General features: G+C 68.2%; 13 protein-coding genes. 6 read left to right on the forward strand and 7 right to left on the reverse strand.

All coding sequences use genetic code 11. From position 1 onward, the window contains the following. Positions 1-96: 96 nt before the first annotated feature. A complete protein-coding gene (glmM, locus tag O4N75_RS04530; RefSeq protein WP_269628172.1) occupies positions 97-1,449 on the forward strand; it encodes a phosphoglucosamine mutase in 1,353 nt (450 codons plus the stop codon). Further along, positions 1,449-2,462, forward strand: coding sequence for an adenosine deaminase (locus O4N75_RS04535; RefSeq protein ID WP_269628173.1), 1,014 nt, complete (start codon positions 1,449-1,451; stop codon positions 2,460-2,462). The genes glmM and O4N75_RS04535 overlap by 1 nt, the downstream gene beginning before the upstream one ends. Before the next feature lie 154 nt (positions 2,463-2,616). On the opposite strand, the gene O4N75_RS04540 is transcribed toward O4N75_RS04535, so the two are convergent. From O4N75_RS04540 to O4N75_RS04550, 3 genes are read right to left on the reverse strand one after another with little or no spacing between them, the layout of a single operon-like run. After that, a complete protein-coding gene (locus O4N75_RS04540) occupies positions 2,617-3,630 on the reverse strand; it encodes a DUF2891 domain-containing protein (RefSeq protein ID WP_269628174.1) in 1,014 nt (337 codons plus the stop codon). Then, positions 3,608-4,558 carry a DUF979 domain-containing protein gene (locus tag O4N75_RS04545; RefSeq protein WP_269628175.1) on the reverse strand — a complete coding sequence of 317 codons (951 nt, stop codon included), beginning with the start codon at positions 4,556-4,558 and terminating at the stop codon, positions 3,608-3,610. Before O4N75_RS04545 ends, O4N75_RS04540 begins: the two co-directional genes overlap by 23 nt. Further along, on the reverse strand, positions 4,555-5,232 hold the full coding sequence (locus tag O4N75_RS04550; protein ID WP_269628176.1) for a DUF969 domain-containing protein: 678 nt from the start codon (positions 5,230-5,232) through the stop codon (positions 4,555-4,557). The genes O4N75_RS04545 and O4N75_RS04550 overlap by 4 nt, the downstream gene beginning before the upstream one ends. A gap of 260 nt (positions 5,233-5,492) precedes the next feature. Here O4N75_RS04550 and O4N75_RS04555 point away from each other — a divergent pair, with 260 nt between their 5' ends. Beyond that, the gene (locus O4N75_RS04555) at positions 5,493-5,648 is read left to right on the forward strand and encodes a hypothetical protein (protein WP_267233435.1); all 156 of its coding nucleotides are present in this window, start codon (positions 5,493-5,495) and stop codon (positions 5,646-5,648) included. Positions 5,649-5,705: 57 nt separating this feature from the next. Here O4N75_RS04555 and O4N75_RS04560 read toward each other — a convergent pair whose 3' ends face one another. The 4 genes from O4N75_RS04560 to O4N75_RS04575 all read right to left on the reverse strand — a co-directional run bounded on the left by O4N75_RS04560 (position 5,706) and on the right by O4N75_RS04575 (position 9,951). Next, on the reverse strand, positions 5,706-7,010 hold the full coding sequence (locus O4N75_RS04560; protein ID WP_269628177.1) for a UDP-glucose/GDP-mannose dehydrogenase family protein: 1,305 nt from the start codon (positions 7,008-7,010) through the stop codon (positions 5,706-5,708). 122 nt (positions 7,011-7,132) lie between these two features. Beyond that, entirely contained in the window at positions 7,133-8,632 is a 1,500-nt protein-coding gene (locus O4N75_RS04565; RefSeq protein WP_269628178.1) for a phosphomannomutase/phosphoglucomutase, read from the reverse strand. Between the two features lie 96 nt (positions 8,633-8,728). Further along, positions 8,729-9,691, reverse strand: coding sequence for a KpsF/GutQ family sugar-phosphate isomerase (locus O4N75_RS04570; RefSeq protein ID WP_269629437.1), 963 nt, complete (start codon positions 9,689-9,691; stop codon positions 8,729-8,731). A gap of 14 nt (positions 9,692-9,705) precedes the next feature. Then, the gene (locus O4N75_RS04575) at positions 9,706-9,951 is read right to left on the reverse strand and encodes a hypothetical protein (RefSeq protein WP_269628179.1); all 246 of its coding nucleotides are present in this window, start codon (positions 9,949-9,951) and stop codon (positions 9,706-9,708) included. A 102-nt stretch (positions 9,952-10,053) separates the two neighbouring features. On the opposite strand from O4N75_RS04575, the gene gpmA reads away from it, so the two are divergent. The 3 genes from gpmA (at position 10,054) to O4N75_RS04590 (ending at position 12,547) form a co-directional block, all read left to right on the forward strand. After that, positions 10,054-10,767: a 2,3-diphosphoglycerate-dependent phosphoglycerate mutase gene (gene gpmA, locus O4N75_RS04580; RefSeq protein WP_269628180.1), complete on the forward strand. Its 714-nt coding sequence runs from the start codon at positions 10,054-10,056 to the stop codon at positions 10,765-10,767. Beyond that, positions 10,764-11,207 carry a bifunctional diaminohydroxyphosphoribosylaminopyrimidine deaminase/5-amino-6-(5-phosphoribosylamino)uracil reductase RibD gene (locus O4N75_RS04585; RefSeq protein WP_269628181.1) on the forward strand — a complete coding sequence of 148 codons (444 nt, stop codon included), beginning with the start codon at positions 10,764-10,766 and terminating at the stop codon, positions 11,205-11,207. The genes gpmA and O4N75_RS04585 overlap by 4 nt, the downstream gene beginning before the upstream one ends. 80 nt (positions 11,208-11,287) lie before the next feature. Further along, positions 11,288-12,547, forward strand: a complete 1,260-nt coding sequence (locus O4N75_RS04590; RefSeq protein WP_269628182.1) for a pentapeptide repeat-containing protein — start codon at positions 11,288-11,290, stop codon at positions 12,545-12,547. The last annotated feature ends 43 nt before the right edge of the window (positions 12,548-12,590 follow it).

Below are 12,590 nucleotides of genomic sequence, written 5' to 3' on the forward strand. Positions count from 1 at the left end.
TTCGCCGCTCGAAAGCGTGATAATCCTGCGTCGCCTTTAGCATTCGCAAACGCGGCGTCGACTAAATCTAAGTTTCGCATCGTTTCGGGAACACGAATGTCCAAACGCGCCTATTTCGGCACCGACGGTATCCGCGGTCAGGCCAACAGCCATCCGATGACCGCCGAAGTCGCCCTACGCGTCGGTCTGGCCGCCGCCAAGCTGTTCAAGTCCCAGGACGAGCGTCGCCACCTGGTGGTGATCGGCAAGGATACGCGGCTGTCGGGCTACATGGTCGAACCGGCCCTGGTCGCCGGCTTCGCCAGCGTCGGTATGGACGTGCGCCTGCTGGGGCCGATGCCGACCCCGGGCGTGGCGATGATGACCCGCTCCCTGCGCGCCGACCTCGGCGTGATGATCTCGGCTTCGCACAACCCCTACACCGACAACGGCATCAAGCTGTTCGGCCCGGACGGCTACAAGCTCTCCGACGACCGCGAACTCGAGATCGAGGCCCTGATGGGCCAGGACCTGCATGTGGGCCTGGCCTCGCCGACCGAACTCGGCCGCGTCGCCCGCGTCGAAGACAGCCAGGCCCGCTATGTCGAGATCGCCAAGGCGACCTTCCCGCGGCGCCTGTCGCTGTCGGGCCTGCGCATCGTCATCGATTGCGCCAACGGCGCGGCCTACAAGGTCGCCCCGGTGGTGCTCTACGAACTGGGCGCCGAGGTCATCAAGATTGGGGTCAGCCCCGACGGCACCAACATCAACGAGGACTGCGGCTCGACCCATCCGGAAGCCGTGGCCCGCGCGGTCAAGGAGTTCCGCGCCGACATCGGCATTGCTCTGGATGGCGACGCCGACCGGCTGATCATCTGCGACGAGAAGGGCCACGTGGTCGACGGCGACCAGATCATGGCCCTGATCGCCGACTACTGGGCGGGGCGCGATCGCCTCAACGGCGGCGGGGTGGTCGCCACGGTGATGTCGAACCTCGGCCTTGAACGTTTCCTGGCGGCCCGCAATCTCAAGCTCGAACGCACCAAGGTCGGCGACCGCTACGTCATGGCGCGGATGCGCGAGGGCGGCTTCAACCTCGGCGGCGAGCAGTCCGGCCACATGATCATGTCCGACTTCTCGACCACCGGCGACGGGCTGCTGGCCGCGCTGCAGGTGCTCGCCGTGCTCAAGGATTCGAACAAGCCGATGAGCGAACTGGCCCGCCAGTTCGAGCCGGTGCCGCAGATCCTGGAGAATGTCCGCTTCGCCGGCGGCAAGCCGCTGGAGACCGAGCACGTCAAGGGCGTCATCGCCGACGCCGAGCAGCGCCTGAACGGATCCGGCCGCATCGTGGTCCGCGCCTCGGGCACCGAGCCGCTGATCCGCGTCATGGCCGAGGGCGACGACGAAAAGCTGGTCCACGAGGTGGTCAAGGATATCGTCGGGGCGGTGAAGAAGGCGGCGGCTTGATGGGCGATCTGGCCGCCTTCATCCGCGGCCTGCCCAAGGCCGAACTGCACCTGCACATCGAGGGCAGCCTCGAGCCCGAGCAGATGTTCGAGTTCGCCCGCCGCAACGGCGTGAAGCTGCCCTTCGCCAGCGTCGAGGAGGTGAGGGCCGCCTACGCCTTCTCGAACCTGCAGGACTTCCTGGACATCTACTACCAGGGCGCCCAGGTGCTGCTGACGACGGCCGACTTCCACGACCTGGCCATGGCCTATTTCCGCCGCGTCGCCGCCGACGGCGCGCGCCACGCCGAGATCTTCTTCGATCCCCAGACCCACACCGATCGCGGCGTGCCGTTCGCGGTGGTGATCGAGGGGTTGCTGTCGGGCATGGACGAGGCCGAGCGGACCCTCGGCGTCACCTCCAAGCTGATCCTCTGCTTCCTGCGCCACCTCTCCGAAGAAGCGGCCTTCGTGACCCTGGAGCAGGCGAAGCCGTGGCTCGACCGCATCGCCGGGGTCGGGCTGGATTCCTCCGAGGTCGGCCATCCGCCGGCCAAGTTCGCCAAGGTCTTCGCCGCCGCCCGCAAGCTCGGCCTCAAGGTCGTCGCCCACGCCGGCGAGGAGGGGCCGCCCGACTATGTCTACGAGGCCCTCGATCTGCTCGAAGTCGACCGCATCGATCACGGCAACCGCGCCCTCGAGGACGACGCCCTCACCGAGCGGCTGGTCCGCGAGGGCATGACCCTGACCGTTTGCCCGCTGTCGAACCTCAAGCTCTGCGTGGTCGGCGACCTGACCGCCCATCCGCTCAAGCGGATGCTCGATCTTGGCCTGCGCGCGACGGTCAATTCCGACGATCCGGCCTATTTTGGCGGCTATCTGGGCCAGAACTGGATCGAGACCGCTGAGGCCCTCGACCTCTCGCGCGATGAGCTGATCGTTCTGGCGAAGAACAGCTTCACCGGCTCCTTCCTCGCCCCCGACGAAATCGCCCGCCACCTGGCCGACATCGACGCCTACGTCGCGGCGAACTGATCAAAGCTAGGTGTCATCCCGGCTTGCGAAGCAAGACCGGGACCCATGAACACCGGATCGTCCCGGATGCGGCTCGGACGTCGCCAACTCGACTGCCGCAGCGCGAATGGATCCCGGACAGCCGCTCTCGCGACTTCCGGGATGACACCTGGATCTACGCCTCCAGCGCCAGCAGCGCGAAGGTCGCCAGCCAGTGTTCGCCCATGTAGTCCCCGGCGACGTGCGCCAGCCCGGCGGCCAGGTGTTCGTCGGCGGCGGCCAGCGCCACGTCCCGGACGGGATCGCTCGCGGCCAACGACCGGGCGATCGCGCGCCAGCACCACGCCCGGCTGAGGTTCAAACCGTCCAGGTGGGCGATCTTGCCGTCGCTGCGGTCGCTGACCGTGGCGGGGGTGAACAGGGTCGCCGGCCGGCGCTCGGCGGCGTCCGGCAGGAACCTGGAGAACCACATCCGAAAATCTGGCGATGGCAGCACCCGGCGCAGGCATTCGGCCTCCATCAGGGTGGGCGACAGGAAATCGTCGCCGCTGGGCTCCCAGGCGACGGCGCCGGCGTCGCCGAGGTACCAGCCGCGGGCCGTGGTCTCGATCAGTCGGGTCAGGTCGTGGTCGCCGACCTCGCCCGCGTATTCGTGCGCCAGGGCGAGCGCAAACGCTGTGCTGTAATGGGTTCCGGTGCGGATCGGGTAGGTCGCCTTCGGCAGGAAGGCCTTGAAGCGGTCGGCGAAGGCGTGGGCCAGCGGCCGCAGGTTTGCGGCCCAGGGCCGGCCCTCGATGCGCTCCAATTCGGCGCTCAGCATCAGCAGCCAGGCCCAGCCATAGGGCCGCTCGAACCCGGCGCTGGTCGGCCGCTGCAGGTAGGCGAGCTCGCCGGCGACTTTGTCGGGGGTGAGCATCTCGTTGAACAGGCTGGCGATTTCGCGACCGGTAGGTTCTATCGGCAGGCGCCGGTAGAGCCGCGCCAGCAGCCAGTAGCCATGCACGCAGGAGTGCCAGTCGAAGCTGCCGTGGAAGATCGGGTGCAGCGTCCGCGGCGGCAGCACGTCTTCGTCGCCGGCCAGCACCTGGTCGAGCTTGAACGGGTAGGGCCGCCGTACATGGCCCAGCGCCAGCTGCGCGAACTTCAGGGCAAGGTCTTGATTCAGCTCAGAAACGGAAGACGAGGACATACATCAGCGCCGTGTTGGCCAGCAGGAGGATGATGGCGGTCGGGACCTGGGCGCGGATCACGCCGTTGCGGTCCTTGAGCTCCAGCAGCGCCGCCGGGACGATGTTGAAGTTGGCGGCCATCGGCGTCATCAGCGTCCCGCAGAAGCCCGAGAGCATCCCGATCGCGCCCATGATCGCCGGATCGCCGCCAAACCTTTGAACGATAAGCGGAAGTCCGATGCCCGCGGTCATCACCGGGAAGGCCGCGAAGGCGTTGCCCATGACCATCGTGAAGATCGCCATGCCGAAGGTATAGGCCGCCACCGCGGCCAGCCGGCTTCCGTCGGGCAGCCACTGGCCGGCCAGCTGGCCGATTACCGCCCCGACCCCGGCGGCGGCGAACACCGCACCCAGCGCCGCCAGCATCTGCGGCAGCACTGCGGCCCAGCCGACCGTGTCGAGCAGCCGGCGGCCTTCCTGCAACGGGGCTGCGGGACGCTCGCGCAGCATCGGCATGGCGATGGCCAGGGCGACGAACACCCCGAGGATCAGCGAGACCAGGGTCGCCTGCTTGGGATCGACTAGGCCGGCCAGTTCCGGGCGCTTGAAGAGGAAGGTTCCGGCCAGGGCCGTGGCGGGGATCGCCAGTGCCGGCAGGAACAGGCGGTCGCCCAGCCGCGCGGCGCTCTCGGCCCGCTCGGCCGGGCCGGTGGTCGCCGGCTCGCCGCGGCCCAGGCCGCCGAACCCGGCGACGGCGACCATGGCGATGACCACCAGTCCGTTGGCGAAGTCGGGCAGGTGCGAGCCGAACAGGAAGCTGATCGCGAACAGGCCCCAGAACGCTGTGTTCTTCCAGCGCTTGGGGTTGCTGGCGTCGCGGGCGCTGAGCACGGCGACGGCGGCGAAGAACGCCCCGCCGATGACATAGAGGACCTCCAGCCCGATCATGGCCGCCCCTGCGCCAGGGCCTGGGCCAGCCGCCGGTCCAGCAGCATCAACCGCGTCCCGTGAACCAGCAGCGCCACGAACGCCGTCGGGATCGCCCAGACCGAGAGCTGCAAGGGCTCGACGATGATTCCGTTCTGCTCAAGGAAGCCCTTGATCAGCAGGATGGAGGCGATGGCGATGAAGATGTCCTCGCCGAAGAACAGCGCGACGTTGTCGGCCGCCGCGGCGTGGGCGCGGATGGTCTGGCGGGCGTCGTCGGCCAGCGGGCCGTGGTGGGTCTCGGCGGCGGCCTCGGCCATCGGGGCGATCAGCGGGCGCACCATCTGCGCGTGGCCGCCCAGCGAGGTCAGGCCGAGCGCCGCGGACGCCTGGCGCAGGATGAAGTAGAGCAGCAGCAGGCGTCCGACCGTGGCCGCGCGGACCTGGCCGATCAGGCTCTTGGCGCGCTCCTGCAACCCGGCCCGCTCCAGCAGGCCGATGACCGGCAGCACCACCCAGACCACGGAAACATAACGATTTTCCTTGAACGCCTTGCCGAAAGTCTCGACCACCTCGACCGGCCCCATGCCGCCGGCGAGGCCCGTGACCAGCGCCGCGAGCGTGACCACCAGCAGCGGATTGAGCCGGGCCACGAACCCGACCACGACGACGGCGATGCCGATCAGTGGAAGCAATGCGTTCGGGCTCCCTGGCGGGCGCGACCAACAGCGCCGAGGCCCTGAACTCTAGCTCGCCCGGCGCGTTGCGTAATCGCAGGAAGATCCTCGGTCGACCGAGTTATCCACAGTGAAGATCGGCCAGCCGACGGGCTCTGTTCTTGCGCCTATTTGTCGCAAAGTCGCACGGGACTTTGCAGATCGGTTAATCCGTGTCAGCCTTCTCCCGTCCCCGCCGCTCGACCGGCAGGGATCAAAGAAAAGTCTGGGAGCGAAACATGCCACGACCCGTCGCCTTTGGAGGCGCATCGCGGGGAGCTGCTCGGGGCCTCACCTCGATCGCCTGCCTCGCCTTTGTCGGAATGCTCGCCATCGCCTTCTGGGCCGGCGCTCTTTGGATCGGCAACACCCTGATCCACCTGTTGGCCGGTTGACGCGAAAAAGGCGGCGCCCCTGCGAGCGCCGCCTTCATTGTTTGTGCGACGGGCCCTTTAGGCGCGGCCGATCGAGGCGTACTTGATGCCGCGGCCGCGCACGTCGTCCGGGCGATAGATGTTGCGCAGGTCGATCAGCGCCGGGGTCTTCATGACCTCCTTGACGCGATCGAGGTCGAGCGCGCGGAACTGATCCCATTCGGTGATGATCACCAGGGCGTCGGCGCCGGCCGCCGCCTCGTAGGAATCCGACTTGAACTCGACGCCGGGCAGCATGTGCTTGGCCTCGTGCGCGCCTTCCGGATCATAGGCCTGGACCTTGGCGCCCATGGCTTGCAGGGCCGGGATGATGTCCAGGCTCGGCGCGTCGCGCATGTCGTCGGTGTTGGGCTTGAAGGTCAGGCCGAGCACGCCGACGGTCTTGCCGGTCAGGTCGCCGTCCATGGTGTCTGCGACCTTCGTCGCCATGGCCTTCTTGCGTGCATCGTTGATCTCGACGGTGGCTTCGATCAGCCGGGTCGGCGCGCCGGCGGCGGCGGCGGTGCGCACCAGGGCCAGGGTGTCCTTCGGGAAGCAGGAGCCGCCGTAGCCAGGGCCCGCGTGCAGGAACTTGCTGCCGATCCGCTTGTCGAGGCCGATGCCGCGGGCGACCTGCTGGACGTCGGCGCCTACCGCCTCGCAGAGGTCGGCCATCTCGTTGATGAAGGTGATCTTCATGGCGAGGAAGGCGTTGGCCGCGTACTTGATCAGCTCGCTGGTGCGCCGGCCGGTGAACAGGATCGGCGTCTCGTTCAGGAACAGCGGGCGGTAGAGCTCGGTCATCACCGGGCGGGCGCGCTCGTCCTCCATGCCCACCACCACGCGGTCGGGGCGCTTGAAGTCCTCAATCGCCGCGCCTTCGCGCAGGAACTCAGGGTTCGAGACCACCGCGAACTGGGCGTCGGGACGCTTGGCCTTCACGATGCGTTCGATGTCGTCGCCGGTGCCGACCGGCACGGTCGACTTGGTGACGATGACGGTGAAGCCGTCCAGCAGGCCGGCGATCTCCTCGGCGGCGGCATGGACGTAGGTCATGTCGGCATGGCCGTTGTCGCGGCGCGGGGGCGTGCCCACGGCGATGAACACCGCGTCGGCCTTCTTCACCGCCTCGGCCGCGTCGGTGTCGAAGAACAGGCGGCCGGCCTGCACGTTCTTGGCGACCAGGACGTCGAGCCCCGGTTCATAGATCGGGATGCCGCCGGTGCGCAGGCGCTCGATCTTGCTGGCGTCCTTGTCGATGCAGGTCACCGTGTGACCGAAGTCGGCGAAACAGGCCCCGCTCACCAGGCCCACATAGCCGGTGCCGATCATCGTGACGTGCATGGGTTATCCTTGAGATCCGTTCCCGCCCCGTTTTTCACCACGCCGCGAGCGCCCCCGCAATCGCACGTCGATCCAGAACGGAACAATGTTGTTTTGAGTAAGCAAGCTGCGCGCCAGCGGCGCTAGACTTCCTGATTGTAGGCGCCGACCTGCGGACGTCTGGCCAGTCGCGGCTTTACTTCCTGTCGGAAGAGCGCGCGCATGTCGTCGTCGGACTGCGTGCTTTCCACCACCACGACGATCTCGGGCTTGTTGGACGAAGCCCGCACCAGCACCCAGGAGCCGTCCTCCAGCGCTACGCGCACACCGTTGACGGTGATCACCTCGACGATCTTGCGGCCGAGGATCGTGCCGCCCGAAGCGGCCAGGGCTTCGTATTCGGCGACCACGTCGGCGACGACGCCGTACTTTTCCTCGTCGGCGCAGTGCGGCGACATGGTCAGCGAGGTGAACGCCACCGGCAGGGCGGCCTTCAGCTGCGAGAGCGTCTTGCCAGGGTTGCGGTCCAGCATCGACAGGATCGCCGCCGCCGCGGTCAGGCCGCAGTCGTAGCCGTTGCCCAGGGGCGGATTGAAGAAGAAGTGGCCGCTTTTCTCGAACCCGGCCAGGGCGCCGATCTCGGCGGTCTTGCGCTTGATGTAGCTGTGGCCGGTCTTCCAGTAGACGGTGGTCGCGCCGTTGGCCTTCAGTACCGGATCGGTGGCGAACAGACCGGTGGACTTCACGTCGACCACGAAGGTCGCGTCCTTGTGCAGGGCCGAGAGGTCGCGCGCCAGCATCAGGCCGATCTTGTCGGCGAAGATTTCCTCGCCGGTGTCGTCGACCACGCCGCAGCGGTCGCCGTCGCCGTCGAAGCCCAGCGCCAGGTCCGCGCCATGCTCTTTGACGGCCTTGGCCATCTCCTTGAGCATCTCGTGGTCTTCCGGATTGGGGTTGTAGCGCGGGAAGGTCCAGTCGAGGTCACAGTCCATTTCGATGACCTCGACGCCCATGTTGCGCAGGGCCTGCGGCGCGAAGGCCCCGGCCGTGCCGTTGCCGCAGGCGCAGACCACCTTCAATGGCCGCTTGATCTGCGCGCGCTTGGAAACGTCGTCGATGAAGCTCTGGGCGAAGCCCTGCACATGGGTCAGCGAGCCGCCGGGACGGGTCTTGCCCTCGCCGCCCAGCACGATCTCCTTCAGGCGGCCCATCTCGACCGGGCCGAAGGTCAGCGGCCGCTGGGCGCCCATCTTCACGCCGGTCCAGCCGTTCTCGTTGTGGCTGGCGGTGACCATCGCCACGCAGGGCGCATCCAGCGCGAACTGCGCGAAATAGGCGGTCGGCGACAGCGCCAGGCCGATGTCGACCACCTCGCAGCCGGCGGCCACCAGCCCGACGGTCAGCGCCTGTTTGATCGACAGCGAATAGGACCGGTAGTCGTGACCGACGACGATTTTCGTCTGGCCGAGTTCCTGGATGTAGGTCCCTAGACCCAGCCCCAGCGCCTCGATCCCCAGAAGGTTGATCTCGGGCCCGAACAGCCAGCGCGCGTCGTATTCGCGGAAGCCCGTCGCCTTCACCAGCGGGGTGACTTCGTATTCGAACGTATTGGGCGTGAGATCGGCGCGCGGGACGGGCAGCATCGTAACTCCGTTATCTCTGTCTCGTGGTTCTTAAAGGCCCGCAGACCTTAAGACCATGCGAACGCGAACCTTCGAGGGACGTTTCGTGACGATCCGTCAGACCCCGGCGCGAACCAGATCGTGCACCCGCAGGATGCCGACCGGCCGCCCGTCATCGACCACGAACAGCACCGTGACCATCGGCAGCGGGTCGCTCATCAGCGCCAGGGCCTCGGCCGCCAGCATCTGCGGCGGCGCAGTTTTCTTGGGGCCTGCGGTCATCACCTCGCCGGCGGTACGGGTCAGCAGGCCGTCGAGATGGCGGCGCAGGTCGCCGTCGGTGATCACGCCCTTCAGCGCCCCGCTCGCATCGGTGACGCCGACGATCCCGAACGCCTTTTCGGTCATCACCAGCAGCGCCTCGGACATCGGCGTCGCCTCGCCGACCAGCGGCAGCTCGTCCTTGCCGTGCATCAGGTCGCCGACCGTGCGCAACATGGCGCCCAGCTTGCCGCCCGGGTGGAAGATCTTGAAGTCCTTGGCGCTGAACCCACGCCGCTCCAGCAACGACACCGCCAGGGCGTCGCCGATGGCGATCTGCAGGGTGGTGGAGGTGGTCGGCGCTTTGACCTCGGAGGTCACCTCGGTGGCGTCGGCCAGCAGCAGCGCGACGTCGGCGGCCTGGCCCAGCGGGCTGTCGGCGAAGGCGGTCAGCGCGATCAGCGGGATATGGAAGCGCCGGGAGTAGGCGATGACGTCGGCCAGTTCCTGGTTCTGGCCGGACTTCGACAGCGCCAGGATGACGTCGCCCTCGGCGATCATGCCCAGGTCGCCGTGGCTGGCCTCATTGGCGTGCACGAAGAAGGCCGGAGCCCCGGTCGAGGCGAAGGTCGCGGCGATCTTCTTGGCCACGTGCCCCGATTTGCCGATGCCGGTGCAGATCACCCGGCCCTTGGCGGCGAACAGCAGGTCGACGGCCTTCTCGAAGGCCTCGCCCAGGGTGTCGGCTTGCAGGCGCAGGGCGTCGGCCTCGGCGGTCAGCACGCGCCGACCCACGGCGACGGCGTCGAACTTGGTCATCTGGGCGGCGTCCGTCATTTCGTGGGGCTGAGCTTCTGGGCTTGGATGTCGGCGACCGCCTCGCGCGCGGCCTTGATCCGCTGCTCGGAGGCTTCGGTCTCGCGCTGCATGGCTGCCTTGGCCTGGGCGGTCTGCTGCACGGGCGTGTGGCCGAACGGTCCGGGCGAGCGGGCGCCCAGGCCCTGGGGCCAGACGGCGGCCAGCGCCAAAAGGGCGAGCGCCAGGATCGCGGCGAGCGGATAGAACAGGCGATCGGACATGGGTGCTCATATAGACAGCGCCGCCCTCATCGGCCAGCGGACCTTGACGCTGGGGGCGCCGGGCCTTAGCCCGCTGGCAACCTGCAGACGGAGCGCCGCGCCTTGCCCACCTTGATCCTTCTTCGCCACGGCCAGAGCCAATGGAACCTCGAAGACCGCTTCACCGGTTGGGTGGACGTCGACCTGACCGCCGAGGGGGAGGCCCAGGCCAGGAAGGGCGGCGAGCTGATCAAGGCGGCCGGGCTGCAGATCGACCGGGCCTACACCTCGGTGCTGACCCGCGCCATCCGCACCCTATGGCTGGCCCTGACCGCCGCTGGCCAGGTGTTCGTGCCCGAGACCAAGGACTGGCGCCTGAACGAGCGCCACTACGGCGGGCTGACCGGCCTCAACAAGACCGAGACCGCCGCCAAGCATGGCGATGACCAGGTCAAGGTGTGGCGTCGTTCGTACGACGTGCCGCCGCCGCCGCTGGCGCCGGGCGGCGAGTTCGATTTCTCCAAAGACCGCCGCTACGCCGGCGCGACGCTGCCCGACACCGAGAGCCTGAAGACCACCCTCGACCGCGTGCAGCCGTACTGGGACGCCGAGATCGCCCCGCACCTGAAGGCGGGTGAGACCCTGCTGGTTGCGGCGCATGGCAATTCTCTACGCGCGATTGTGAAGCTGCTGTTCGGCCTGTCAGACGAGGCCATCATCGGCGTTGAAATCCCGACCGGAAATCCGCTGCTGATCGAGCTCGACGCTAACCTTAAGCCGACCTCGGCGCGTTACCTCGACGAGGCCCGCGCCACGGCCCTACCGCCGGTCGCATGACCTCGGGCGCCGACCTTGCGCACATGCGCCGCGCCATCGCCCTGGCGCGGACGCATGTCGGCCTGACCGGGGACAATCCCAGCGTCGGCTGCGTTCTGGTCAAGGACGGCGTCGTCGTCGGCGAAGGGGTCACCGCCACAGGCGGTCGCCCGCATGCCGAGGAGCAGGCTATTGAAAAAGCAGGTGAAAATGCGCTGGGCGCTGTCGCCTACGTGACGCTTGAGCCGTGCGGCGCGCGCTCGTCCGGCGCGGCGTCCTGCTCGCAGCGGCTGGTCGTGGCCGGCGTCGCCGAGGTGGTGATCGCCTGCGAAGACGCCTCGCCCTACGCCTCCGGACAGGGGGCTGAGCGGCTGGCGGCGGCCGGCGTCCCGGTGCGCCTGGGCGTGCTCGCCGACGAGGCCGCGGGCCTCTATGAAACCTACCAGCCGCCCCGCAATTAACCACCGCAGCCTAACCCGCGGAAAGAGCGTGTTAATTACGCGAGCCTAGGATCGGACCCTGAAAGTCAGTGGGGTTTCCGATGTCCGCCCAGAGCGCTCCAGCCCAGGAGTTGCGCAGGCTCGATCAGCATGAGCTCGACGCCGTCTGCGCCAAGCACGACCGCCTTTGGACCTCGAAGCCGGGCGGCGCCCGCGCCGTGTTCGCGTGGAAGGATCTCTCGGGGCTCGACCTGCGCGGCAAGAACCTCTGTGACGCCGACCTGACCGGCGCCGTGCTCGCCGACTGCCAGATGCAGGGTGTCCGGCTGGACCATGCCAACCTGTTCGGCGCCGACCTGCAGAACGCCAACCTGACCGACGCCTCGCTGCGTCGGGCCGACTTGCGCGGCGCCTGCCTGCGCGGGGCCAACCTGACCGGCGCCGACATGTTCGAGGCCGACCTGCGCGAAGGCTCGATCGCCGTCGGCGACCGCGACAAGGGCCTGCGGGTGCTCGAACACATCAACCGCGTGGGCGAAGCGTCGGGCGCGATCCTGGCCGGGGCCAACCTCGAACGCTCGCGGCTGTCGGGCGTGATGGCGATCAAGGCCGACTTCAGCGACGCGATCCTCAAGGACGCCAAGCTGGTCCGGGCCAACCTGAAGCAGGCGAACATGTCGGGCGCCAATATGGCCGGCGCGGACCTGTCGGGAGCGGACCTGGCCGGCGCGGACCTGCGCGACGTCATCCTGGTCGGCGCCAAGACCTTCGCCTGGAACGTCAGCCAGGCCGACATGCGCGGCGTGCTGACCGACGATCCGGTCGGCAAGTCGGTGCAGGACCTGCCCTACAAGACGATGATCCGCGACCATGCCAAGTGGTGCGAGACCGGCGGGGCCGAAGGCACGCCCAGCGTCTTCGACAACGCCGACCTTCGGGCGCTGGAGACCATCCGCGGCTTCAACCTGACCGCCCTGTCGGCCAAGGGCGCGGTGTTCTACGGCCTCGACATGGAGGGCGTGCAGCTGCAGGGCGCGCAGCTCGACGGCGCGGACCTGCGCAACTGCAACCTGCGGCGCGCCGACCTGCGCGGCGCGCGCCTGATCGGGGCCAAGTTGTCGGGCGCCGACCTGCGCGACGCCCAGATGGGCCCGCTCCTGCTGGGGGCGGACCGCACCCTGCCGAGCAACCTGACCGGGGCGACGCTCAAGAACGCCGACCTGGCGCGCGCCGACTGCCGCCACGCGATCTTCGTGGACGCCGACCTCAGTCGCGCGAACTTCACCAGCGCCATGGTGCGCAACGCCAACCTGACAAACGCCCAGAAGTGGGGCGCGCGGGGGCTCGAAGACGTGATCTGACGCGGCTTGGGCTGACGCCCGGGCAAGAGGCTATCCTCGGCTT

The organism is Phenylobacterium sp. NIBR 498073, from assembly GCF_027286305.1.
In the GTDB taxonomy this organism is placed as follows: Bacteria; Pseudomonadota; Alphaproteobacteria; order Caulobacterales; family Caulobacteraceae; genus Phenylobacterium.